The organism is Arthrobacter sp. 05L44 (genome assembly GCF_056397605.1).
The window spans coordinates 113,087-135,368 of sequence record NZ_JBFTNS010000006.1; the positions used below are offsets into that span (position 1 = coordinate 113,087).

Genomic DNA, 22,282 nt, shown 5'->3' on the forward strand with positions numbered 1-22,282 from the left:
CCGGTGCTACGCGTCCTGCAGCGGGCGCCGGGCCAGCCACGCGGCCACAATCGCGCCGGAGATGTTGTGCCACAGCGAGAAGACGGCGGACGGCAGCGCGGCCAGCGGGCTGAAATGTGCCGTCGCCAGGGTGGCTGCCAGCCCCGAGTTCTGCATTCCCACCTCGAAGGCGAGGGCGCGGCGCGCCTTGTCGTCGAGGCGGCCGAGCTTGCCGGCCAGGTAGCCCAGGCCGAGGCCGAAGCCGTTGTGCAGCACAACGGCCAGGAAGACGATGCCGCCGGCGGCGACGATCTTGTTGGCGCTGCCGGCCACCACGACCGCCACGATCAGCGAAATCACGACGGCGGACGCCCACGGCAGGGCGGGGAGGACCTTGGCGACGACCTTCTTCAGGAACAGCCGGGCCAACAGGCCGGCGACCACGGGCAGCAGGACGGTCTTGACGATGTCCAGGACCATCCCGGCGGCGTCGATCTGCAGGTACGATCCGGCGAGGAAGAGCACCAGCAGCGGCGTGACGATCGGCGCCAGGAGCGTGGAGACGGACGCGACCGCCACGGACAGGGCGACGTCGCCCTTGGCAAGGAAGGCCATGACGTTCGACGCGGTGCCGGACGGCGCGCAGCCCACCAGGATCAGCCCGACAGCGAGCTCCGGCTCGAGGTGCAGCGCTTGCGCGATCAGCCACCCGGCGCCGGGCATGATCACGTAGTGCGCCACGATGCCCAGCACCACGGCCCAGGGGCGCCGGGCGACCGAGGCGAAGTCGGGCGGGGTGAGGGTCAGGCCCATGCAGAACATGATGATGCCGAGCAGGTACGGCACGCTCGGCGCCAGCGGTTTGAAGGCCCCCGGAAGCAGGAAACCGGCGACCCCGGCGACCACCACGAGCAGCGGGAAAATGGTGACCGCAATGCGGGCGATTCTGGCCTCGGCGGCGAGGGCGGCGTTCGCCGGGCCGTCCGCGTCAGTGCGGGGCTCCGGCGCGGACTGAGATGATTTGGTTGCCTCAAGCATCCAAGCATGGTGCCACCGGCGGCGTGCCCGGAGCCAGTTCGTGACTGCCCGGGCGGGATTATGTCAGACTTTTGACCTAGCCGGGCGACGGGGCGCTGCGTGCCCGGCTGTAGTCTTGAACCCGCCGGCATGCCCCCTTGCAGGCATTTCCTGAGCGCACTTTAGAGACCCGCCGCGACGCCGGTCGACGCGCTTCCCCCTCAAACCTTCGGCGCGGTGCTGCGTCCCTCCCAGCCAGAACGGAGCCAGTCGTGGCCGCCCTACCCGCCGTATTGACCCCCGAGTTAACCCCCGAGCAACGCCAGTCGGTCCGGGGCGCCCTGCTGTCCCCGCGGCGGCTGAAGACCGAAGTCCTGGGCGGCCTGGTCGTGGCCCTGGCCCTGATCCCGGAGGCGATTGCCTTTTCGGTCATCGCCGGCGTCGATCCGCGGATCGGCCTGTTCGCGTCCTTCACCATGGCAGTCACCATCGCCATCGTGGGCGGGCGTCCCGCAATGATCTCGGCTGCCACCGGCGCCGTGGCCCTTGTCACCGCCCCGCTGGTGAAGTCCCACGGCGTCGATTACCTCGTCGCCGCCGTGATCCTGGCCGGCCTGTTCCAAGTAGTCCTGGGGCTCGCCGGCGTGGCCAGGCTGATGCGCTTCATTCCGCGCTCGGTCATGGTGGGCTTTGTGAACGCGCTGGCGATCCTGATCTTTATGTCCCAGGTGCCGGAACTGCTGGGTGTCCCGTGGCTGGTGTACCCGCTGACGGCGCTCGGCCTGGGTATTGTTTTTGGCCTGCCCCGGCTGACGAGGGCAGTACCCGCACCGCTCGTGGCCATCGTGGTGCTGACGCTGATCACGGTCCTTGCCGGCATCACGGTTCCCACGGTGGGCGACAAGGGCGAGCTCCCGGACTCCTTGCCGGCGCTGTTGCTCCCCGACGTTCCGTTCACCCTCGACACGCTCGGGGTCATTTTTCCCTTCGCCCTCGCCATGGCTTTCGTCGGCCTGCTCGAATCACTGATGACGGCCAAACTGGTCGACGACATCACCGACACCCGGTCGCCCAAGACCCGCGAGGCCTGGGGCCAGGGCGTGGCCAACATCGTCACCGGATTCTTCGGCGGTATGGGCGGCTGCGCGATGATCGGCCAGACCATGATCAACGTCAAGGCCTCCGGCGCCCGCACCCGGATCTCCACGTTCCTGGCCGGCCTGTTCCTGCTGGTCCTTGTGGTGGCCCTCGGCGACGCCGTCTCGGTCATTCCGATGGCGGCGCTCGTGGCCGTGATGATCTTCGTCTCCGTGGCCACCTTCGACTGGCACAGCATCCGGCCGCGCACCCTGGTGCTGATGCCCAAGAGCGAGACCGGGGTGATGGCCGCCACCGTCATCGTCACCGTCGCCACCCATAACCTGGCGATCGGCGTCGGCGTCGGCGTCCTTGTCGCAATGGTCATGTTCGCCCGGCGGGTGGCGCATTTCGTGACGGTGGAGCGCACCGAGAGTTCCGTCGACGGGCGGGAGAGAGCCACCTACGTCGTCGACGGCGAACTGTTCTTCGCCTCCTCCAACGATCTCTACACCCAGTTCGACTATGCCCTTGACCCGCAGGACGTGGTGATCGACCTGCACGGCTCGCATCTGTGGGACGCCTCAACCATCGCGACGCTTGACGCCATCACCGCGAAGTACCGCCAGCAAGGCAAGGACGTGACGGTAGTCGGACTCAACGACGCCAGCAGCCTGATGCGCGAACGCCTGGCCGGGAAGCTCGGCGCCGGGCACTAGCAGGGCACTAGCCGGGCGGCCCCGCCGGGCTAGGACGCCGGCTTGGTCGCCTTGCCGTCGAGCCACAGGGTGTTGGATTCGTCGCTGTGCGCGCCGGTGGTCCCGACGTGTTTGCTGCTGATCCCCGGGCCTTGCCGGATGACGTGGACCAAAGCCATGCCGTGGCCGCGGCCCAGCCCGTAATCCGCGCGCAGCCAGTCGAGGATCTCGCCCGCCTGCGCGGAGGTCCCGGAAAACCCCTTCCTCCGCGCGAGCTCAAGGAGCTGACGTGGCGTCAGGCCCGTCCTGTCTTCGATGGTGTCGAGGTACGCCTGGAATGACATCCTTGGATTCCCTTCAGCGGAGCGTGGAGTTCCGGGCCACTCTAGGCACCGGATCCCGCCCCCGCCAGACCCTTCCGGCCCTAATCTGGAATCCTTCTACCTGGTTCGCCGACCGGCTACGCTCGGGACTATGGCGCAGACATGGGAGCCGGGCCAACCCGGCGTGCTCAGTCTTCCGTCCGGACGCTTGATCCGCGGCCGGGGGCTGTTGGCGCCGTTTCCGCCGGGACCGCGGCCCGAATTCGCGTTGTACCTGCTGGGGCGTCGTCCGCGTCCCGTGGGCTGGGAGTACCGGTGGGTGCGCTGGCGGGACCTGCGCATCCCGTCCGACGGCGACGACGCCCTCGATGCTTTCCGCGAAGCATGGCGCCGTGCGGCAACCGAGCGGGTGGAGGTGGCCTGCTGGGCCGGCCGGGGAAGAACAGGCACCGCGCTGGCCTGCATCGCGGTCCTGGACGGCGTCCCGGCCGCCGAGGCGGTCGAGTTTGTGCGGAGTAACTACCGGCGCGCTGCCGTGGAGACTCTCTGGCAGCGGCGCTACGTGGCGGGCTTTACCGGCGTCGAACCCTAACGCCCAACCCGTTCCCGGGCTCCGCCGCCCGGGGAGGGGCCCCTGAAGATGGGGCAGCCGTCCGCGGAGCTGCACGCTCCGCGGACGGTGGTTGCCGGGGCAACCAGTGTGCCGTAGCTAAGCGCGGGATCGGCCGCGGATGAAGTGGAAAATCAGGACAACGACGGCGATGACCAAAAGCAGGTGAATGAACCCGCCGCCGATGCTGCCGAGCAGGCCGAGGAGCCAAAGAACGGCGAGAATGATGGCTATCCAAAGCAACATTGCGGTTTCCTTTGTTCTGGGGGATGAAATTTTTTTGATACTGGTTTATGTCCCGGTCCAAAGGACCGCTTGCAAGAAATACTAAGCCTGCTGTCCTTAATTTTCCACCAGATTCGTGCGATGTACACCGGCGCGCCTACCCCTGGGTCAGCCGGTACCGCTCGATCTGTTTGAGCCGGCGCAGCAGGCTGTCGCGCCGGGGATGGGGCACGGCGTCGGCGGGTTCGGCGGTGAGGTCGATGTGGGTGGTGCCGTACTGCCACAGCAGCAGATCATCCAGGAGCCGGTCCGGGCCGGGGGAGTAGCGGTGGTCCAGCGCCCGGCGGACCTCGGTGATGCGGTTGGCGCTGAGCAGGCCGGCAAGCTGCACGGTCTGGTTCAGCCCGTGCGCCGCCATCAGCTCCGCAGCCCAGCCCCAGTCGTCGTCGACTTTTCGGTCCACGTGCGGCAGCAGGGTCCGCCAGACATCTCGGATGCGGTTGGGTGTGAGCTGGGCGGCGCCCTCCCCGTCCATGTCCCAGTAGCCCCGGACCTCCTCGTACCGCTCGTTCAGGTCGGCGAAGGCGCTTTCGACGGTCTCGAGCATCGCCGCGGTGGCGGTGAACTGCCGGTCGAACTGCGGGGTCCAGGCCCGCGGATCTTCGGCCTTGAACCGGATGTCGTGCTCAATCTCGCTCCAGGCGTGCGCGAAGACGGTCCGGATCTGGCACTCGAAGAAGTAGCTGCCGTTGGGCTGCACGTCCGGGTTGAACACCTGCTGGTAGGCCTTCACGGCGTCGTTCTGGATGGTCCGTAGGATCAGGTGCCGGCTGGAGTACCCGTAGGTGCCGGATTCGATCGATCCGATGTCCTTTTCGCGGTCGCCGCGGCAGTCGAACAGCTGGCGCTGGCGCTTGATCAGGTTGGCCACCACGGCGTTTTCCGCCGGCAGCTTGGTGATAACCCGGATGCCCACCATGTCATTGAGCGTGCGGAACGGGTCCGGGAACTTCAGGACGGGCGGGCCGCCCGGCTCCAGTGGCTTCTCGGTCCGGGAGATCTTCTCGCGGAAGGATTCCACGGTTTTGGTGCGGCCGGTGACGAACAGCGGTGTCACCTCGGTGCCCTTGAGCATTGCCCGGAGGGTCAGCAGCACCTCGCGGGTGACGAGTTTCAGGGCAGGACGAACCCGCTCGTAGAGTTCCACGTTTTCCTGCACGGATTCGCGCAGCGCGGGGTCCAGGCGGTCCCAGTTGCTAGCCATGGGCCTAGCTTACGGCGCGGGTGTGACAGCGCGGCCGGCAGCCCGCCGTCGGAACTGCGGTGTTTCGACCGCGGCGAGGGCCTTCGGCGGTGCCGGGCGGCGCCCAAGGTAGGCTCTGCACATGTCTGAAGTGCGGCGTCGGGATCTCTTCGTGGCTGCAGCGGCGGTGACTCTGGGGACGGTCGCCGCCTGTTCACCGGGCCCCAAGGAGGACACAGTGAAGCGGCAGAAGTACCACTATGGTGACGACCCAAGCCAGTGGGGAGAACTTTTCCTCCCGGAGGCGGCCGAGCCGAGGGGTGTGGTGGTGGTGATCCACGGCGGTTACTGGCGCTCGCAGTACGGTGCCGAACTCGGCGAACCGTTGGCCAGGGACCTCGCCGCCCACGGACTGGCGGCCTGGAACCTGGAGTACCGCCGGGCCGGCAACGGCGGCGGCTGGCCGAACACTTTCGAGGACGTGCTCGCGGGGATCGACAAGCTTCGCGACGTCGCCGGGGAACACAGCCTAGACCTGGAGCGCGTCGTGGCACTGGGCCACTCCGCCGGCGGCCACCTGGCGGTGTGGGCGGCGGGCCGGAGCCGGCTGTGCCAGCTTGGTGCCCCGGATGCTGACCGCCAGCTGCAACGCAGGGACGACGGCGCAGCGGTGCAGCTCACCGGCGTCGTGAGCCAGTCGGGCCTGCTGAACCTGGCCGCAGCCGAGCGGCTCGATCTCAGTAACGGCGCCGTCAGCAACTTCCTGGGCGGCTCGTCGGAAAGATACCCCAAACGGCATAAATACGCCGACCCCATGACGGCGGTGCCGTTGCGGGTCCCCGTCTACGCCGTGCACGCCACTGAGGATGACACGGTGCCGATGAGCCAGTCGGAGGCTTACGCGGCCGCGGCAAAGGCAAGCGGCGCTCCCGTCCAGTTCCTCAAGGTCCCCGGCGACCACTTCGCGCTCATCGACACCAAGACGCCCGCCTACCGGAAGTGCCGCGAACTTGTACAGCAGCTCCTGGCCTAGCCCGGAGTACCCGGATTGCCCCGGGGCCCCGATTGCCGGGAGCGCCCGGCCGGGCGTTCGCATAGACTGAAGTCAGGTGCGCCGGGAAGTCTGGTCGGCATAGTTCTGTCGACCCGAAAATTAGGACTTCCACGTGAGCCACACTCCTCCCTCTGCGGCTAGGCCGGGCCCGCCCGGCGCCACCATCCTGGGCCGCGGCAGCTACGCGGAATCCCTGCGCATCGGCGAAATTCTGCGCAAGGAAACCGTCGGCGGCGCGCTTCTGGTGGCCGCGGCCCTCGCGGCGCTGATCTGGGCAAACTCCCCGGCGTCGGAGAGCTACTTCGCGCTCCGCGACTTCACTGTCGGCTACGGGCCATGGCATCTGGAGCTCAGCCTCGGCGCGTGGGCCGCCGATGGGCTGCTCGCCATTTTCTTCTTCCTGGTGGGACTGGAGCTCAAACGCGAATTCGTGGCGGGCGACCTGCGCCAGCTCAGCAAGTCCGTTGTTCCGGTGGCCGCTGCTGCCGGTGGGGTCCTGGTGCCCGCGGTGATCTACGCCCTCGCCAACCTCGGCAGCCCGGAGACTCTGCGCGGCTGGGCCATTCCCACCGCCACGGACATCGCGTTCGCCGTCGCGGTACTCGCGATCATCGGCTCGCACCTGCCCAGCGCGCTGCGAATCTTCCTGCTCACCCTGGCCGTTGTGGACGACCTGATCGCAATCACCATCATCGCCGTGTTCTACTCCAGCGAGATCCAGCCGGTACCTCTTCTTTTGGCCGTGCTGCCGCTGGGCCTCTACACCTACCTGGCGCACCGGTACCGGCGATTCTTCGGGCTAAAAGCTCCCGCGGCGTGGCTCATCCTGTTGCCCCTCGGCCTGGCCACGTGGGTGCTGGTGCACGCGTCCGGCATCCACGCGACGGTGGCTGGCGTCCTGCTTGGTTTCGCCATTCCGGTGCTCCGTTCCCGGGCCAGCGGGGGACCAGAGGCGGGTCCGGGTCTCTCGGAAATCTTCGAACACCGCTTCCGGCCCATCTCCGCGGGCATCGCCGTTCCCGTCTTTGCCTTTTTCTCGGCGGGCGTGGCCGTTGGCGGCTGGGGCGGCCTGGGTGCTGCGCTGACGGATCCGGTGGCTATCGGGATTATCCTGGCGCTGGTGCTGGGCAAACCGGCCGGCATCCTGGGCACCACCTGGCTGCTCACGAAGGCGACGCGCGCCCGCCTGGACACCTCGTTCACCTGGATCGACGTCGGCGGCGTCTCGATTCTTGCGGGCATCGGCTTTACCGTCTCGCTCCTGGTTGCCGAGCTCAGTTTCGGCCAGGGCAGTGTCCACGACGACCACGCCAAGGTCGGGATCCTCGCAGCGTCCCTGCTGGCCGCACTGCTGGCGAGCGTGGTGCTGCGCGCCCGCAACCGCCAGTACCGGCTGGCAGAGGAAGAGGAGAGGCGCGACTCGGACCACGACGGGATCCCGGACGTCTACCAGCAGGGACCCGCGGAGTCCTAGGGAGCGGGCTGGGCGGAGCTCGGGATCCGGACCACAGCGGCGCCGGGACGTGTTCTCTGGCAGAGTATGGGCATGCTCACAGTCATTGGTGAGGCCCTGGTTGATGTTGTCCAGCGCTCCTCCGGAATCCAGGCCCATGTTGGCGGCAGTCCCCTGAACGTGGCGGTTGGGCTGGCCCGGCTGGACCATCCGGTGCAGTTCATCGGGCGCTACGGCCGGGACGCCTACGGGGAGTCCGTCGCGGCGCACCTGAAGTCGAGCTCGGTGCTGGTACCGCTGGGCCCGGATGAGTTGCCGACGTCGGTAGCCACTGCCCTGATCGACGACGACGGCGCCGCGAGCTACACCTTCGACCTCGCCTGGGAGCTCCCCGGCTTCGCGGACCGGCTGCCGTTCACCCTGCAGGGCAGCACGTTGCTGCACACGGGTTCGATCGCGACCATGCTGGCCCCGGGCGCCGCGGACGTCCTGGCCGCCGTCGAGCATGCCCATCCGTCAATGACCATCAGTTTTGACCCCAACTGCCGGCCGACCATCATCACCGACGTGGGCTACGCCCGGGCGCAGGCGGAAAAGTTCGCCTCGCTCGCTGATGTGGTCAAAGCCTCCGACGAGGACCTTGAGTGGCTCTACCCCGGCGAGGACCCGCTCGATTCGGCCCGCCGCTGGCTCCGGCTGGGCGGATCCGAGGGCCCCGCCATGGTGGTGGTCACCCGCGGGGCCGACGGGCCGTGGGCCGTCAACGCGGCCGGAGAAGCGCACGTCAGGATACCGAAGGTGCAGGTTGCGGACACCGTCGGCGCCGGGGATTCCTTTATGGCGGCGCTGCTCTCCGGCATCGTGGACCGCGGATTGAACGGGGCGCAGAACCGCCCGGGCCTGCGTGAGCTTTCCGCGGAGAGCCTGCACGGACTCCTGGCCCGGGCCGCCGCGGCCGCCGCTGTGACGGTCTCCCGTGCCGGAGCGAACCCGCCCACCCGGACGGAACTGAACCGGATGGAAGCGGACTGGGCTGCGCTGAAGAGGTAGACGGGACTGGATGACCCCGGGCCGGGGACGGGTGAGCCGGCCGGTAAGGAGAGGACGCCATGGAAACCTTCACACTGCGGAGCGATGCCTTCGACGACGGGCAGGTTCTTCCGCCGGCCCAACGCGGCGCCGCCACCGGCCCCGGCGGCAGGGATGAATCACCGCCCCTGAGCTGGAGCAACGCGCCGGCCGGAACCCGGAGCTTCGCCGTCACGGTCTTCGACCCCGACGCCCCGGGCCGCGGCGGGTTCTGGCACTGGGCCGTCCTGGACATCCCGGCCGGCACTGCGTCCCTGGCCGCCGGGGCCGGTGAACGGCGCGGCGCCGGCCTTCCGCAAGGCGCGTTCCAGCTCCGGAACGACGGCGGGAAAGTTGGCTACCTGGGGGCCGCCCCGCCCAAGGGACACGGCCCGCACCGCTACGTGATCACGGTGCACGCCCTGGATACGGACACGTCCGGCCTCGACGCCGGCGCCTCCCCGGCCAGCCTCGAGGCCAAACTCGGGCCACACACGTTGGCCCGTGCCAGCCTGACGGGCACCTACGAGCGGCACTGACGGCCGCCGTCGTCACCAGCCCCGCCCCCCTCCGCGGCCAACGTAGACTGGCACTATGCGGCTGGTAGCTAGTGATATTGACGGAACGATCCTCGGCCACGACGGAAAAATCAGCGACCGGACCGTGCGCGCATTCCACGCCTGCCGCGACGCCGGGGTGGAACTGGTGTTCGTCACCGGCCGGCCCCCGCGCTGGCTGCACCCCCTTCAGGACCAGCTTGGCCACACAGGCACCGTCATCTGCTCCAACGGGGCTGTGGTCTGGGACCTGGAGACGGACAGGGTGGTTTCCTCCCGGGCCTTGGAGCTCGACGCCGTCTTCGAAGTCCGCCGGATCATCCAGCAGCTGCGCCCCAGCGCGCTCTTCGCCGCCGAAACACTCACCGGCTTCCACCTGGAACCGGGCTTCCTCGGCACCGGCTCCACTGCCCTCCTCGCCGAATTCACCCCGGCGCCGTTGCAGGAGACGCTTACCGCGGACGACGCCGTCGTAAAGTTCCTGGCGATTGTCCGGGAGGGGACGGCGGATGAGTTCCTGGCCGAAGTTGCCCCCGCAGTCGCCCACCTTGCCGCCGCCACCCACTCCGCCCCGAACGTCGCCCTGCTGGAGCTGTCGCTGCCCGGCGTCAACAAAGCCGTGACCCTCGCCGAGTACGCGGCTTCCTTGGGCGTGCAGGCGCAGGACGTCGTGGCGTTCGGCGACATGCCCAACGACATCGAAATGCTCCGCTGGGCCGGCGACGGGTACGCCATGGCCAGCGGCCACCAGGAGGCCATCCGCGCGGCCGGCCAGCAGGCGCCGCATTTCGACGACGACGGCGTGGCCCAGATCCTCGAAGCCAAACTCGCCGAGCTGGGCGTCCGTCTTCCCTGACCCGGGAGTGCAACCCCCGCCGGAGTGCAACCCCGGCGGACATGGGATTCCCAGCTGGCGGCCAACTGCCGTTCACTTTCGGCTCCTAGGCTGGCAGCACCGAACGGATCTCTTGACTGATGGTGGGGCACTCATGGCCAGGTACGGCAACCGACATATTGATGACCAGCCGCTCCGGCGGGTGGACCCGGACGCGCACTGGAAGAGCCTGCGGCAGGGCGACCGGGTCCGGGTCCGGCTCTCGCCCGGGTTTGAAACCGGCGGGTTCGTCGACGCCGTCACCCCGGACCACACCACGGTCTGGGTAGACCTCGACGGCGGCGGCCGCACCCTGCTGCACTGCAGCGATGGCGTGGAGATCCTGCCGCACAGCGCCTGAGCCCAAAGAGTCCCTCCGGTACGCTTCAAGGGTGATAGCCCCGCACCCCTTCCTCGCCCACGGCGGCGCCCCCGGGGCGCCGGTGCCGATGGCGCACCGCGGATTTTCGCCGGAAGGCGCCGAGAACTCGATGGCCGCGTTCCGCGCCGCCGTCGCACTCGGTTACCGCTACCTTGAAGCGGACGTGCACACCACGGCCGACGGCGTTCTGCTGCTCTTCCACGATGAAACCCTGGACCGCGTCACGGACGGCAGCGGACGAATTTCCGAACTACCCGCGGCAACCGTTGCCCGCGCCCGGATCGCCGGCGCCGAGCCGATCCCGCTGCTGGCGGAACTGGTGGCCGAACTGCCCGACGTCCGGCTCAACCTGGACGTCAAAGACTGGAATTCGGTGGACACGCTCGCAGCCGCAATCGAACAGTTCGGGCTGCATGACAGGGTCCTCATTGCCAGCTTCTCCGACCGCCGGCGGCGCGCGGTACTGCGGCGCCTGAGCCGGCCCGCGGCCAGTTCCGCCGGGATGGCCGCCAATGCCCTCTTTGTGCTGCTGGGACCGCTGCTCCCGGCGGACCTGTTGCGTCGGGCGACGGCCCGGGCACTCCGCGACGTCCACGCCCTGCAGGTCCCGGTCAGGTACGGCGCCGTGCCGGTGGTGACGGCAGGATTTGTCCGCCGCGCCCACCGCCAGGGCCTGCATGTGCACGTCTGGACCATCAATGAGGCGGCCGAGATGCACCGGCTGCTGGACCTTGGCGTCGACGGCATCGTCACAGACCGTGCCGACCTGCTGAAGACGGTCCTGCAGGAACGCGGCCAGTGGGTCGACTGAGACGCGCTGCCGCGGGGACCCGCGCCGCCGGGAACCCCGCGGCCGCCGCGCGGCCTCGGCTCCGAGTAAACCTAACTGCTGAGTTCCACCATCAGGGCCGGCAGTTCGTCACAGAGTTCGCGCGCCAGGTAGCCTAGTCCGCCCAGCCTGCTCGCCAGCCGATCGCCGGCCGCGGCGTGCAAATGGGAACCCCAGCAGGCGGCCTGCGCGTCCGTGGTTCCCCGCGCCCGCAGCCCAGCAATGGCGCCTGCCAGCACGTCGCCGCTTCCCGAGGTGCCCAGGCCGCTGTGTCCCGTGGTGATTTCCCAGACGGTCCCGCCGGGCTCCGCGATCACCCCCTGGCAGCTGACCACGGCCTGATATTTGACAGCGATTCTTGACGCGTCCCGCTGAAGGTCCTCAATGTCCCGGCCCAGCAGGATGCTGCCTTCGGTGACGTTGGGGGTCAGGATCAGCCGGCCCGCCCATGGCTGCAGTTCCTCGGCCAGCTCGGGCAGGCAGCCCAGGGCATAGGCATCGAGGACGACGGCGGGCCCGCGCTTCGGACGGGAGCTGCCAGGCAGCAGTAGAACGCGCAGCAATGACAGGGTCTCGTCCTTGTCATCCAAGCCGGGTCCGACGAGGATGGCGTCCGCAGCGCCTACCTCGTCCGCCAGCAACGACGCTCCGGAGCCCTTGACCGACCCATGCGAAGTCTCCGGCAGCCCCACAACGCCCGACTCCGGGAGGGCCACCGCCAGCTGCACCGCCGTCGACTCCGCCACCGCCAGGGTCAGCCTGCCGGCACCGGAGCGCAGGCTCGCCACGCCGGCTAGCAGGGCCGCCCCCGGCGTCTTGCGCGCGCCGCCCACCACCAGCACCGAACCGCGGTCGTCCTTGCCGGAACCGCCGCCGGGCAGCGGCCAGCCGCGCAGCAGCGTTGGCGTCAGCTGCACTGTGGGCGAAGACTTAGCGCGGGTGGACATCTGCGTCCCCTGCGTGCTCGGTGACGGGGACGCCCTGTTCCGCCAGGTGGTCCGCCGTATTGAAGGTCTCCAGCACCCACGCCCCCCGCCCGTCGGTCCGGGCAAAGCGGCTGACAGAGGCGTTCAGGATGCTGGTCTTGGCGGCAAGGTCCAGCAACTCGGATTCCGAGAGGCCCTGGAGGATGTAGCGGAACAGCACGATCAAGGCGTCGTGGCAGACCAGCACAACACCTTCCCCGGAGTGGACCCGGTCCAGATCCGCCAGCAGCGAGCGGAGCCGCAACACGACGTCGGCCCATGATTCGCCGCCCGGGGGCCGGTAGTAGAACTTCCCCAGCCACCTTCGGCGTTGGGCTTCCTCGGGCAGCCGGGCTTCGACACCCTCGGAGGTGAGCATGTCCAGGATTCCGAGCTCGCGGTCGCGAAGCCGCTCGTCCAGCCGGATTTGCCCGCGCCAGCCGCCCGTCCCGACCGCCAGTTCGGCGGTCTGCCGTGCGCGGGCGTAGGGGGAGGACCACACGGCGCCGCGGCGCTGCTCGGGGACGCCGGCTAGAAACCGGCCCAGCGCCAGTGCCTGTTCCCGGCCGGTGTCCGAGAGCCCGACGTCGGCGTCGCGCGCCGGGACGTCGATGACGTGTGCCCCGGCCTGATGCGCGCGGGTCGCGGCCACATTGCCTTCACTTTCCCCGTGCCGGATCAGGACGAGTCCCGTGATCCCCGGCAAGCTGCCGCCGGCATATTCGCTGTTGCCCACCGTTACCTCCTGCACGCCCGCCCGCGGGGCCCGTCGAAACTGCCACTGCCGTCCACGGGAGGATCCCGGGCGGCCCGGAAGTGCCCACGTTACTCCCGGGCCCCGGCCTTGTCTCGGAAGGCAAATGTCGGTGGCGGCTGGCAGGATGGAGCCATGCGTATCCTGATCGCCCCGGACAAGTTCAAGGGCTCCCTGACCGCCGCCGAGGCAGCTTCCGCCATTGCCGAGGGGGCCCTGCGGGTCTACCCCGAGGCGGAAGCCATCCAGTTTCCCGTGGCCGACGGCGGGGAGGGAACCCTGGAAGCCGCCGTCGCCGCCGGGTACGAGGAGCGGCTGAACGCCGTCGTCGGCCCGATCCTGGCCCCGATTGGTGCGGCCTGGGCGATCCGCAAAGATGCCTTCGGCGGCGCGACCGCTGTCATCGAGACAGCCCAGGCGTCCGGCCTCGCGCACATGGAACCGACCCCCGAGAATGCGCTGCGGGCCCACAGCTACGGATGCGGACAGCTGATCGCGGCCGCCCTCGACGCCGGAGCCACGGACATTGTGCTGGGCGTCGGCGGCTCTGCGATGAGCGACGGCGGCAGCGGGGCCCTGCGCGCCCTTGGCCTGAAACCCGTGGACGCCGCCGGGAACGTGGTGCCGCTCGGTGGCGGGTCGCTGGTGGACGTCGCGGCCGTGGACCTCAGCGGCCTCGACCCGAGGCTGGCGGCGGTGAAATTCAGGATCGCCGTGGACGTGCAGAACCCGCTTTACGGGCCCGACGGCGCCGCCCACGTCTTCGGTGCCCAGAAGGGGGCCGACGCGGAGGCGCGGGAAGCACTCGACGCCGGGCTGCGCAACTGGGCCTCGGTGATCCGGCAGGCGACCGGCCGCGACGTCAACGTCCCGGGTGCGGGGGCGGCCGGCGGATTCCCTGCGTCGTTCCTGGCCTTCAGCAACGCGTCCCTTGAGGGCGGGTTCGAGCTCGTGGCCGGACTCACGGGCCTCGCCGACAAGCTGGCCGAGGCTGACCTGGTGATCACCGGCGAGGGGTCGCTGGACTCCCAGTCGCTGGGCGGGAAGGCGCCGATCGCGCTGGCCGACGCCGCCCGCGAACTCGGAATCCCGGTCATTATGGTCGCCGGCCGGATCCTGGTCACCCCCGAGGACCTGGCCCGGCACGGGGTGGTGGCGGCAGCGCAGTTGCTGGACGTGGCCCCGAGCCCGGCCGAGGCCATCGCGAAGGCGGCCAAGTACCTGGCCTGGGCCACCACCCAGGTCCTCGAAGGGGCCTAGCCCCCCGGGCACGGATTCCCCGGGGGAAACTCTGGTTCGGGCGTATCGGCGCCGATAAACTGGCGGCATTGGGGGGCCGTGACTCCCTGCCAGGGTTACGCGCAGACCGTGGCCCTGCCCAGGAGTCCGATATGTCCATGAAGCGCACCAGTCCCCGCCGGCCCAAACTCCAGGAACGCCGCCTGGAGGTCGAACACATCAACGTCGTTGACCGGCGCGTTATGCGTAAGGCCCTCGGCGGGACCATCGTCGGGAACACGATGGAATGGTACGACGTCGGCGTCTTCGGCTACCTGATCACCACCATGGGCCCGGTTTTCCTGCCCGAGGCGGACAAGACCGTGCAGAACCTGTTCCTGCTCGGCACCTTCGGAGCAACGTTCATCGCCCGGCCGCTGGGCGGGGTCTTCTTCGGCTGGCTCGGCGACAAGATCGGCCGTCAGCGTGTCCTGGCCATGACGCTCATCATCATGGCAGCCTCGACGTTCGTGGTGGGGCTGCTGCCCGGCTACTCGGTGCTCGGAATCTGGGCGGCAGTGCTGCTGGTCACCACCAAACTCATCCAGGGCTTCTCGACCGGCGGGGAGTACGCGGGTGCGACCACCTTCGTCAGCGAACATGCCCCGGACGCCCGCCGCGGCTTCTTCGCCAGCTTCCTGGACCTAGGCAGCTACATGGGCTTCGCCATCGGCGCGGCGCTGGTGACCCTGCTGCAGGTCACCCTCGGCGGGGACGTTATGGTGGCGTGGGGGTGGCGGATTCCATTCCTGATTGCCGGTCCGCTGGGCCTGATTGCCATCTACTTCCGGATGAAGATCGAGGAATCCCCGGCGTTCCAGGCCAGCCTCGACGCGCAGGAGGCAGGGGGTCCCGCCGGGGAGGCCGCGGACACCAAGGGACCCGTCGCCATCTTCACCTCACACTGGCGCGGCATCCTGCTAGCCATGATCCTGGTGGCCGCCGCGAACACGGTCGGCTACGCCCTGACGTCCTACATGCCGACCTACCTGACCTCCAACAAGGGCTATGACGAGCTTCATGGCACCTTGCTGACCATCCCCATCCTGGTGCTGATGTCCGCCGCGATTCCGCTCACAGGCAAGCTCTCGGACCGGATCGGACGCCGGCCGGTGTTGTGGATCGGCTCGCTCGGCACCGTGGTGCTGGCCGCGCCGGCCTTCCTCCTGATCGGCGTCGGGGCCATCTGGTCAACACTGCTGGGGCTCGCGCTCATCGCGTTCCCGCTGACGTTCTACGTGGCCAACCTGGCCTCGACCCTGCCCGCCCTCTTCCCGACTGCCAGCCGTTACGGGGCCATGGGCATCGCGTACAACTTCGCCGTGGCCATCTTCGGCGGCACGGCGCCGTTCATCATCGCGTCCCTGATTGCGGCGTCGGGCAACGAAATGATGCCCGCGTACTACTTGATGGCCACCTCGGCCGTTGGGGCAGTGGCGGTGTACTTCATCAAGGAGACGGCCGGCAAACCGCTGATGGGCTCCATGCCGAGCGTCGACACGATTGAGGAGGCGCACGAACTGGTGGCCGGCCAGGAGTCGAACGAGAACCTGGACCTCAACGAGATGCCGTTCGACCACACCTACGAACCGCCGGAGGGTGAGGCGGGGGCGGCGGCGACCGGTGCCGAGTCGGGGGCGGCGGCGCCCGGTGCGCCCGCTGCTCCGGCCGACCCCGGCCAGTCAGCCGGTTCCGCGCAGAGGGACGGCCGCGCGGACTAGCCTCCGCGGCGTCAGGCCCCTGTTTCGTAATGCGGTTCGGCCACGGGCTTGGACTCGGGGGAGCCCTTCTCCCGCAGGTACACCGAGGCGCCCACCAGTACGGCGACGGCCAGGAATTCGCTCTGCCAGTTCTGGAAGGACTCGAACCAGAAACGGCTGGTGGCGAAGTAGCCCCAGACCGTGACGGGCGGCTGGCCGTGGGCCTGCTGCTCGTCGCTGTATTCCTGGCTGCCGCCGACGGCATGGAGGGCGACTGAAGCCAGGAACAGCACCAGGAACATGATCGAGAGGGAGTGCTCATAGAGTTTGAGCACCCACCCGCCCCGGCGCACGGGCCAGGGCGTCGCTTTTTTGATGGTGGCGGTTCGCGGGTCTTCATCCTGCGGGGCAGCGTTGCCCATCGGTTTGGATTCGGAGGAGCCTTTCTGGAAGAGGAACACCGTCAGGATGACGTACATGCCCATCTGCAGGAACTCCGACTCCCAGTTCTCGAAGGTCGCCTCGAGGAACGCGCCCGTACCCAGGTACTCGAAGATCCCGACGGCGGACTGCCCGTGGGCCAGCTGGTCTTCGCTGTAGTCGGCGGCGCCGGTGACCACCATTCCGCCGAAGAAGACAACGAAGAGCCCGATGTTGGCCAGCAGCAGCCCGCGTTCTTTAACCCACTTGCGCATTTGTTCTCCCGACTCTGGGTGGATGGTGAAGTGTTAGGCCGGTGCCGGACTAGGTCCGCCGGGCTTTGTGGCGGAGCCTGCCCGGGATTAGCACGAGGAGGACCAGCAGCACGGCGAGCAGCCCGCCGCCCGCGATCAGGCCCGCTGCCCGGCCGATGGCCACGTCAAAGACCAGCGCCGAGGTACCCACGCTGAGGAGTGCGACGCCGGCCAGGGCCAGTTTCGCGATCCGGTCCGCGCTGGCCACTAGGGTCTCCTTGAGGCCCTGCCGGAACAGCCGGCGGTGCGCGCTGACGGGCAGCAGGATCAGGGCGGTGGTGAGGGCTGCAAGGACCACGGTGGCGAGATAGAGCACCATTTCGAATCCGTCGAGGGTTGTGAAGCGGGCCTGGAAGGGAAGGGTCAGGAGGAAGCCGGCGAGGATCTGCACGCCCGTCTGGAGCACCCGGAGTTCCTGCAGCAGCTCCGCCCAGTTGCGGTCCATCTTCTCGTCAAAGGTTTCGTCCCGCCCCGTGCCCGGGGACCCTGCTGCGTCCGGCATCATCGCTCCTCATCGTGAAAATCGCCTCGGTACTAAGCTTACTGAGGATTTTTCGGGTACGGTGGAAATGCGATAGGGCCCGGCATGTTTGCCCGGCCCAATCCTCAGCTCCGATCATCCAGAATCGACCGGCCGAATGCCAGAATGCAGGAGGAACGACATGACTCAGGACCAGCAGGGACACCCCATCGAAGAAGAAGCGGGCGGCTACGGGACGCCCACCGCCGAGCAGGAAGTGCCGGGCGGCGACGACAAGTCGTTTGCGCAGCCCCGCGACGAGGAGGCCTTTGATGCGGCCGGCCTCAACCAGGACAGCCCGGACGGCGAGACGTACCCGGCCGGAGCGCCGGACCTGAGCCAGTTCGGCGCCGAAGACCAGGACAGTGCAGGTGAACCCGGAGCCGGACGCTTCGGAGGGACGGAGGAACAGATGAACGCGGAAAACGAAAGCAGCGAGGCCGGATTCGAGCAGGGCAGCGCGGCAGCCGCCGAGCGCGGCGGTGCCGTTCCGTCCTCGGAGGCGGATATGGATGCGGCCAACACCGAGGAACCGGAACAGGAGCGCCCCTTCTCTTCGGAATCGGGCCAGGACGCGGCCGGCCTTCCCGACGGCAGCGGCACGGACCTGCCGGAGGAGAAATCACCGAAGGACCGCGGCCGCGACGACAAGGATTCGTTCGACGCCGGGTAATCCGCCGCCGAAACGCCGAAGGCCGGCCCCTCACACCATCTGGTGGAGGGGCCGGCCTTTTGTGTGCCGGCTGCCGCTTAGCGGCGCTTCTTCGGGGCGCGCTTCGCTGCGGCGTTCACCGCAGACTTCACTGCCGCCACCGCGGCGGCGTCGTCCGTTTCCGGCTCGGCCACGGTTCCGCGGGCCTTCGCGATGGCCTTCATGCCGTGGTAGATCACCAGCGCGGCCGCGGATCCCAGGGCGATGCCGGTGAACTTCAGGTCGCCGATGGTCCACGTGTAGTCCGCGATGCCCACGATCAGGGCCACTGCGGCGGTGGTGAGGTTGATGGGGTTCGAGAAGTTGACCTTGTTCTGCACCCAGATCTTCACGCCCAGGACGCCGATCATGCCGTAGAGCATAGTGGCGGCGCCGCCCAGGACCCCGGCCGGGACCGTCGCGATCAGTTCGCCGAACTTCGGCGAGAAGCTCAGTACGACGGCGAAGATGCCCGCCACCCAGTAGGCCGCCGTCGAGTAGACCTTCGTCGCGGCCATAACGCCGATGTTTTCGGCGTATGTCGTGGTGCCGGAGCCGCCGCCCAGGCCGGCGAGGACCGTCGCGGCGCCGTCGGCCAGCAGCGCGCGGCCGGACACGCCGTCGAGGTTCTGCCCTGTCATGGCGGAGACCGACTTCACGTGGCCGATGTTCTCGGCCACAAGGACCAGCACCACGGGCACGAAGAGGCCAACGACGCCGAGGTGGAACTCCGGGGTCTGGAAGTGCGGAAGCCCGACCCACGCGGCGGCGTCGACCTTCGCGAAGTGGATCTCGCCGCGGATCATGGCCACCACGTAGCCCACGATCACGCCGACCAGGATGCTCAGCCGGCCCAGGATGCCGCGGAAGAACACACTGACCACGATGATCACGGCGAGGGTGATCAGGGCGGTGATGGGGGCGGCGTCGAAGTTATTCTTGGCGGCCGGGGCCAGGTTCAGGCCGATGAGCCCAACGATGGCGCCGGTGACGATCGGAGGCATCAGCCGGTTGATCCACCCGGCGCCGAATTTCTGCACGATGGCGCCGATGATGGCCAGTCCGACGCCGGCCAGCACCACGCCGCCGAGCGCGCCCGCGATCCCATACTGCTGCTGCGACGCCATGATCGGGGCGATGAAAGCGAACGACGAGCCGAGGTAGCTGGGCACGCGGCCCCGGGTGATGACCAGGAACAGCAGAGTGCCGATGCCGGAGAAGAAGAGGGTGGTGGCCGGCGGCATGCCCGTGATGATCGGGACCAGGAAGGTGGCACCGAACATGGCGACAACGTGCTGCATGCCCACGCCGATGGTCAGGGGCCAGGCGAGCCGTTCATCGGGCCGGACAACCTCGCCGGGGCGGACGGACTTGCCGTTTCCGTGGATCTTCCATTTGGTGCCGAGCATGCTCATTGCAGCGAGCCTTTCAAGAATGTGTGGCGGGACCGGGAAGGAATCTTCCGGTGACACTTTACCGCGCCCGCAGGAGGCTCCCGACGCGGGTTCGGCGGCGCTAGAGTGGCGGAATGGCCGCACTGACTGCCCCGACGAAGCGCCTTCATACTGCCTGGCTCGCGGCTCACGCGGAATGGGGGCCGGGCCTGCACGAGGACGGTTTCGGGTTACTCCCGGACGACGACGTCGCGTCTGCAGCCGGGTTTGAGGCGTGGCTGGCACGGCTGGCCGGCGAGTCGGAGGACTGCACATACCGGTGGATCGTCGACGGCGGTGCGGTGCTCGGCGGGATTGCCCTGCGCCACGGCTCCGACGGGTTCGTGGAGCGGAACGGGCACATTGGGTACGGTATCCGTCCCTCCGCCCGGGGGCGCGGGCTGGGAACGTGGGCGCTCGGCCGCATGGTCGAGGAAGCGCGCTCGCTTGGCATGGACGGTGTTGTGCTGGTCTGCGAGGCCGGAAATCTCCCCTCGGCGAAGACTATTGAGCGGCAGGGCGGTGTGCGCGTGGGCCCGGAATCAGCCGACGCGTGGCGGTACTGGATCTCCATTACGTCCAATACTTCCGACGGCGGCTAGCTGGCTGCTGCGCCGGGTCCGGGCAGCGGGGATTTCATCAGCAGCAGGACCGCCTGCGGGTGCTTTTCAGACGTCCGGGGCGCCCGAACAAGCTGGGCCTCAAGCGTGAAGCCTTGTTCCGCGAACCGGGTGGCGACGTCGTCCGGAATGTGGAGTTCGGCCGTGAGTTCGACGTCGTGGCCGTAGGCGCGTGCCATAGTTCGGCGCCCGCTCCCTGCCTGGAATGCCAGCAACGCCCAGCCGCCCGGCCGGAGGACCCGCCAGAATTCACGGGCGATGCGCGGGAGCTCGGCAGGGGATGAGTGAATGATCGAGTACCAGGCGAGGACGCCGTCCGCAGCGGGGTCGGCGGCCGGGAGCCCTGACAGTTCACCCACCTCGAAAGCGAGCTCCGGGTGGTGCTCGCGGGCCACCCGAACCATCTCCGGCGACAGGTCCACGCCTGTAACTTGCACTCCCGAGCCGGTGAGGAGGGCGCTCATCCGCCCGGCACCGCAGCCGGCATCGATCACCCTGCGCTCCGGCGTCGAGCAGACCAGGGCAATGAATCCCTCAACCATCGCGAGGTCCAGCGGCGCCTCGAACGTGGCGTCCGGGAGGACCGTTGCATAGGACTCCGCCACGGCGTTGTAGGCGGACCTGATCTGGTCGAGAAGGTTCGGGTTTGCCATGGCCCGAGCCTAGCGGCGGCGGGCCGGATGCGGCCCCCTTTTCGCATGGAGGGCGGTGTCGCGCGTTATGGCGGAGCGGTGCCTTCCGGCTGGATGTACCGTGAGGTCCAATGCATACTTCGAAACTCCTTGAGGCCTACGACCAGCAACTGCGCACCGATGCGGAAACTCCCAGTGCGATCGCCGTCGAACGGCTGGGCCCACTTCGGCTCGTGACCTTCGCGGGCGCCCGCGGATTCGTGACCTACCAGGACCTGGCGGGCGCCAGCGCGGAAACGATCGCGGGGTGGGTGGCCGAGACGGCCCAGTTCTATCGCGCCGATCCGGACATTGTGCGGGTTGAATGGAAGACCCGCGGCCACGACCACGCGCCCGGACTTCACGAGGCGCTGCTGGAGAACGGGTTCGAACCCGACGAGACCGAATCGGTCATGATCGGACCCGCCAGCGCTCTCGCCGTGGAGGTGGCCTTACCGCCCGGAGTGACCCTGCGGCGCATAACGGCTGAGCCCGACATCCGCGCCATGAGCGCCATGCAGGACGACGTCTTTGGCACCCCCGCCTCGGAGGGCAATGCGGAGGCCATTCTGCGCCGGATGGCCCGCGACGACGGGATGGAATTGTGGGTGGGGGAGCATGGAGGGTGCATCGTCAGCGCCGGACGGTTGGAACCAGTGCCCGACACGGATTTCGCGGGAATCTGGGGCGGCGCCACCCGCCAGGAGTGGCGCGGGCGGGGCATCTACCGGGCGTTGACGGCAGCCCGTGCCCGCTCGGCGATGGCGTTAGGCAAGACACTCATTCACAGTGACTCGACTGAGTATTCGCGGCCAATCCTGGAGCGCTACGGCCTGGAACGGGTCTCGACGACGACGCCCTACCTCTGGCGGCGGTGAGCTCGGCGGCAGTTGCCGGTGCAGCCACCTTGGGGTGCGCCGCAGGAGCTGCGGCGACGGCATAGCGGCTCAGCCCGTCCTGCAGCTACGTCTGCGCGTCAGGCGGGGCGTGCGTCGTCGCCCGTCCCGCTTGGCGCCGGGCCGCGACATATCTGGCGATCAGCAGCACTCCGACGGGAACAAGCACGATCCCTGTGATGAGCCGCACCGCGTCGAGGGGCGTCCAGGTGAGGAAAATCATCGCCCAGACGAGCATGAAGATTCCAGCCGCCAGCTGAGGGATGGACGGATTCTTCACACGGATTCCCTCCTATAGGCAAGCGGCATTAGCGGTCCCAACATACTTGCCGTGGCGCTGCCGGGAAGCTGCGCCCTCCCGCGGGTTGCTGGGGCAGGGCCGGGTCGATGGCCGGTCTGGACTTCTTTTTAGGGTCGGAAGTGGTGGTTGCGTCGGGGTTGTTGGGTGGGGTCGAGGTGTGGTGGGTGGGGTGTACCAGGGTGTGCCGTTGTGGTTGTGGATGGTCCATTGTTCTTTGTGGATGAGGTGGTGGTGGTGTGAGCAGAGGAGGGTTCCGTTGTCGGTGCTGGTGGTGCCGCCGTGGGACCAGTAGGTGATGTGGTGGGCTTCGCACCAGGGGGCGGGGATGGT

25 protein-coding genes and 1 pseudogene are annotated in these 22,282 nt (G+C 68.5%); 14 read left to right on the plus strand and 12 right to left on the minus strand.

Annotation, left to right across the window (positions count from 1 at the left end; all coding sequences use genetic code 11):
• Positions 1-6: 6 nt before the first annotated feature.
• Positions 7-1,017, minus strand: a complete 1,011-nt coding sequence (locus tag AC1DHY_RS12930; protein ID WP_476878256.1) for a bile acid:sodium symporter family protein — start codon at positions 1,015-1,017, stop codon at positions 7-9.
• Between the two features lie 272 nt (positions 1,018-1,289).
• Between AC1DHY_RS12930 and AC1DHY_RS12935 the strand changes: the two genes are divergently transcribed.
• On the plus strand, positions 1,290-2,792 hold the full coding sequence (locus AC1DHY_RS12935; RefSeq protein ID WP_476903733.1) for a SulP family inorganic anion transporter: 1,503 nt from the start codon (positions 1,290-1,292) through the stop codon (positions 2,790-2,792).
• A gap of 29 nt (positions 2,793-2,821) precedes the next feature.
• Here AC1DHY_RS12935 and AC1DHY_RS12940 read toward each other — a convergent pair whose 3' ends face one another.
• Positions 2,822-3,115, minus strand: coding sequence for a DUF4287 domain-containing protein (locus AC1DHY_RS12940; RefSeq protein ID WP_476880650.1), 294 nt, complete (start codon positions 3,113-3,115; stop codon positions 2,822-2,824).
• Between the two features lie 130 nt (positions 3,116-3,245).
• On the opposite strand from AC1DHY_RS12940, the gene AC1DHY_RS12945 reads away from it, so the two are divergent.
• Entirely contained in the window at positions 3,246-3,686 is a 441-nt protein-coding gene (locus tag AC1DHY_RS12945) for a protein-tyrosine phosphatase family protein (protein WP_476880651.1), read from the plus strand.
• Positions 3,687-3,803: 117 nt separating this feature from the next.
• On the opposite strand, the gene AC1DHY_RS12950 is transcribed toward AC1DHY_RS12945, so the two are convergent.
• Together AC1DHY_RS12950 and AC1DHY_RS12955 are read right to left on the minus strand one after the other, a co-directional pair.
• Entirely contained in the window at positions 3,804-3,950 is a 147-nt protein-coding gene (locus AC1DHY_RS12950) for a lmo0937 family membrane protein (protein ID WP_354234780.1), read from the minus strand.
• Positions 3,951-4,086: 136 nt separating this feature from the next.
• Positions 4,087-5,193, minus strand: a complete 1,107-nt coding sequence (locus AC1DHY_RS12955) for a GTP pyrophosphokinase (RefSeq protein WP_476903734.1) — start codon at positions 5,191-5,193, stop codon at positions 4,087-4,089.
• A 217-nt stretch (positions 5,194-5,410) separates the two neighbouring features.
• Between AC1DHY_RS12955 and AC1DHY_RS12960 the strand changes: the two genes are divergently transcribed.
• From AC1DHY_RS12960 to AC1DHY_RS12990, 7 genes are all read left to right on the plus strand, one after another.
• Complete coding sequence (locus tag AC1DHY_RS12960) at positions 5,411-6,205, plus strand: alpha/beta hydrolase (protein WP_476903742.1); 795 nt, start codon at positions 5,411-5,413, stop codon at positions 6,203-6,205.
• A gap of 133 nt (positions 6,206-6,338) precedes the next feature.
• Positions 6,339-7,700: a Na+/H+ antiporter NhaA gene (nhaA, locus tag AC1DHY_RS12965; protein WP_476903735.1), complete on the plus strand. Its 1,362-nt coding sequence runs from the start codon at positions 6,339-6,341 to the stop codon at positions 7,698-7,700.
• A 72-nt stretch (positions 7,701-7,772) separates the two neighbouring features.
• Positions 7,773-8,729, plus strand: a complete 957-nt coding sequence (locus AC1DHY_RS12970) for a carbohydrate kinase family protein (protein WP_476903736.1) — start codon at positions 7,773-7,775, stop codon at positions 8,727-8,729.
• Between the two features lie 59 nt (positions 8,730-8,788).
• The gene (locus AC1DHY_RS12975) at positions 8,789-9,286 is read left to right on the plus strand and encodes a YbhB/YbcL family Raf kinase inhibitor-like protein (RefSeq protein ID WP_476879763.1); all 498 of its coding nucleotides are present in this window, start codon (positions 8,789-8,791) and stop codon (positions 9,284-9,286) included.
• Positions 9,287-9,341: 55 nt separating this feature from the next.
• Positions 9,342-10,160, plus strand: coding sequence for an HAD family hydrolase (locus AC1DHY_RS12980; RefSeq protein ID WP_476879762.1), 819 nt, complete (start codon positions 9,342-9,344; stop codon positions 10,158-10,160).
• Between the two features lie 133 nt (positions 10,161-10,293).
• Entirely contained in the window at positions 10,294-10,539 is a 246-nt protein-coding gene (locus AC1DHY_RS12985; RefSeq protein WP_476879761.1) for a hypothetical protein, read from the plus strand.
• Positions 10,540-10,627: 88 nt separating this feature from the next.
• Positions 10,628-11,371 (plus strand): glycerophosphodiester phosphodiesterase family protein, encoded by a 744-nt coding sequence (locus tag AC1DHY_RS12990; RefSeq protein WP_476879767.1) that lies wholly within the window; start codon positions 10,628-10,630, stop codon positions 11,369-11,371.
• Positions 11,372-11,442: 71 nt separating this feature from the next.
• On the opposite strand, the gene AC1DHY_RS12995 is transcribed toward AC1DHY_RS12990, so the two are convergent.
• Positions 11,443-12,336: an NAD(P)H-hydrate dehydratase gene (locus AC1DHY_RS12995; protein WP_476879760.1), complete on the minus strand. Its 894-nt coding sequence runs from the start codon at positions 12,334-12,336 to the stop codon at positions 11,443-11,445.
• Positions 12,320-13,090: a histidine phosphatase family protein gene (locus tag AC1DHY_RS13000; protein WP_476903737.1), complete on the minus strand. Its 771-nt coding sequence runs from the start codon at positions 13,088-13,090 to the stop codon at positions 12,320-12,322. Before AC1DHY_RS13000 ends, AC1DHY_RS12995 begins: the two co-directional genes overlap by 17 nt.
• Positions 13,091-13,243: 153 nt before the next feature.
• Between AC1DHY_RS13000 and AC1DHY_RS13005 the strand changes: the two genes are divergently transcribed.
• Positions 13,244-14,368, plus strand: a complete 1,125-nt coding sequence (locus AC1DHY_RS13005) for a glycerate kinase (RefSeq protein ID WP_476879758.1) — start codon at positions 13,244-13,246, stop codon at positions 14,366-14,368.
• A gap of 131 nt (positions 14,369-14,499) precedes the next feature.
• Complete coding sequence (locus AC1DHY_RS13010; RefSeq protein ID WP_476903738.1) at positions 14,500-16,107, plus strand: MFS transporter; 1,608 nt, start codon at positions 14,500-14,502, stop codon at positions 16,105-16,107.
• 11 nt (positions 16,108-16,118) lie between these two features.
• Here the strand turns inward: AC1DHY_RS13010 and AC1DHY_RS13015 are convergent, their stop codons facing one another.
• Both AC1DHY_RS13015 and AC1DHY_RS13020 read right to left on the minus strand, forming a co-directional pair.
• A complete protein-coding gene (locus AC1DHY_RS13015) occupies positions 16,119-16,781 on the minus strand; it encodes a DUF6766 family protein (protein ID WP_476879890.1) in 663 nt (220 codons plus the stop codon).
• A 49-nt stretch (positions 16,782-16,830) separates the two neighbouring features.
• The gene (locus AC1DHY_RS13020; RefSeq protein ID WP_476879891.1) at positions 16,831-17,322 is read right to left on the minus strand and encodes a DUF6328 family protein; all 492 of its coding nucleotides are present in this window, start codon (positions 17,320-17,322) and stop codon (positions 16,831-16,833) included.
• A gap of 160 nt (positions 17,323-17,482) precedes the next feature.
• On the opposite strand from AC1DHY_RS13020, the gene AC1DHY_RS13025 reads away from it, so the two are divergent.
• Positions 17,483-18,013, plus strand: a complete 531-nt coding sequence (locus AC1DHY_RS13025) for a hypothetical protein (RefSeq protein WP_476879892.1) — start codon at positions 17,483-17,485, stop codon at positions 18,011-18,013.
• 77 nt (positions 18,014-18,090) lie between these two features.
• Here AC1DHY_RS13025 and AC1DHY_RS13030 read toward each other — a convergent pair whose 3' ends face one another.
• The gene (locus AC1DHY_RS13030; RefSeq protein ID WP_476903739.1) at positions 18,091-19,446 is read right to left on the minus strand and encodes a uracil-xanthine permease family protein; all 1,356 of its coding nucleotides are present in this window, start codon (positions 19,444-19,446) and stop codon (positions 18,091-18,093) included.
• A 113-nt stretch (positions 19,447-19,559) separates the two neighbouring features.
• Here AC1DHY_RS13030 and AC1DHY_RS13035 point away from each other — a divergent pair, with 113 nt between their 5' ends.
• Positions 19,560-20,066, plus strand: a complete 507-nt coding sequence (locus AC1DHY_RS13035; RefSeq protein WP_476903740.1) for a GNAT family N-acetyltransferase — start codon at positions 19,560-19,562, stop codon at positions 20,064-20,066.
• Here AC1DHY_RS13035 and AC1DHY_RS13040 read toward each other — a convergent pair.
• Positions 20,063-20,737, minus strand: a complete 675-nt coding sequence (locus tag AC1DHY_RS13040; RefSeq protein WP_476879895.1) for a class I SAM-dependent DNA methyltransferase — start codon at positions 20,735-20,737, stop codon at positions 20,063-20,065. The two genes, AC1DHY_RS13035 and AC1DHY_RS13040, sit on opposite strands and share 4 nt — an antisense overlap.
• A gap of 110 nt (positions 20,738-20,847) precedes the next feature.
• Between AC1DHY_RS13040 and AC1DHY_RS13045 the strand changes: the two genes are divergently transcribed.
• A complete protein-coding gene (locus AC1DHY_RS13045; protein WP_476879896.1) occupies positions 20,848-21,633 on the plus strand; it encodes a GNAT family N-acetyltransferase in 786 nt (261 codons plus the stop codon).
• 85 nt (positions 21,634-21,718) lie between these two features.
• Here the strand turns inward: AC1DHY_RS13045 and AC1DHY_RS13050 are convergent, their stop codons facing one another.
• Together AC1DHY_RS13050 and AC1DHY_RS13055 are read right to left on the minus strand one after the other, a co-directional pair.
• The gene (locus AC1DHY_RS13050; protein WP_476879897.1) at positions 21,719-21,931 is read right to left on the minus strand and encodes a hypothetical protein; all 213 of its coding nucleotides are present in this window, start codon (positions 21,929-21,931) and stop codon (positions 21,719-21,721) included.
• Between the two features lie 128 nt (positions 21,932-22,059).
• A pseudogene (locus AC1DHY_RS13055) lies at positions 22,060-22,282 on the minus strand (HNH endonuclease); the annotation flags it as partial.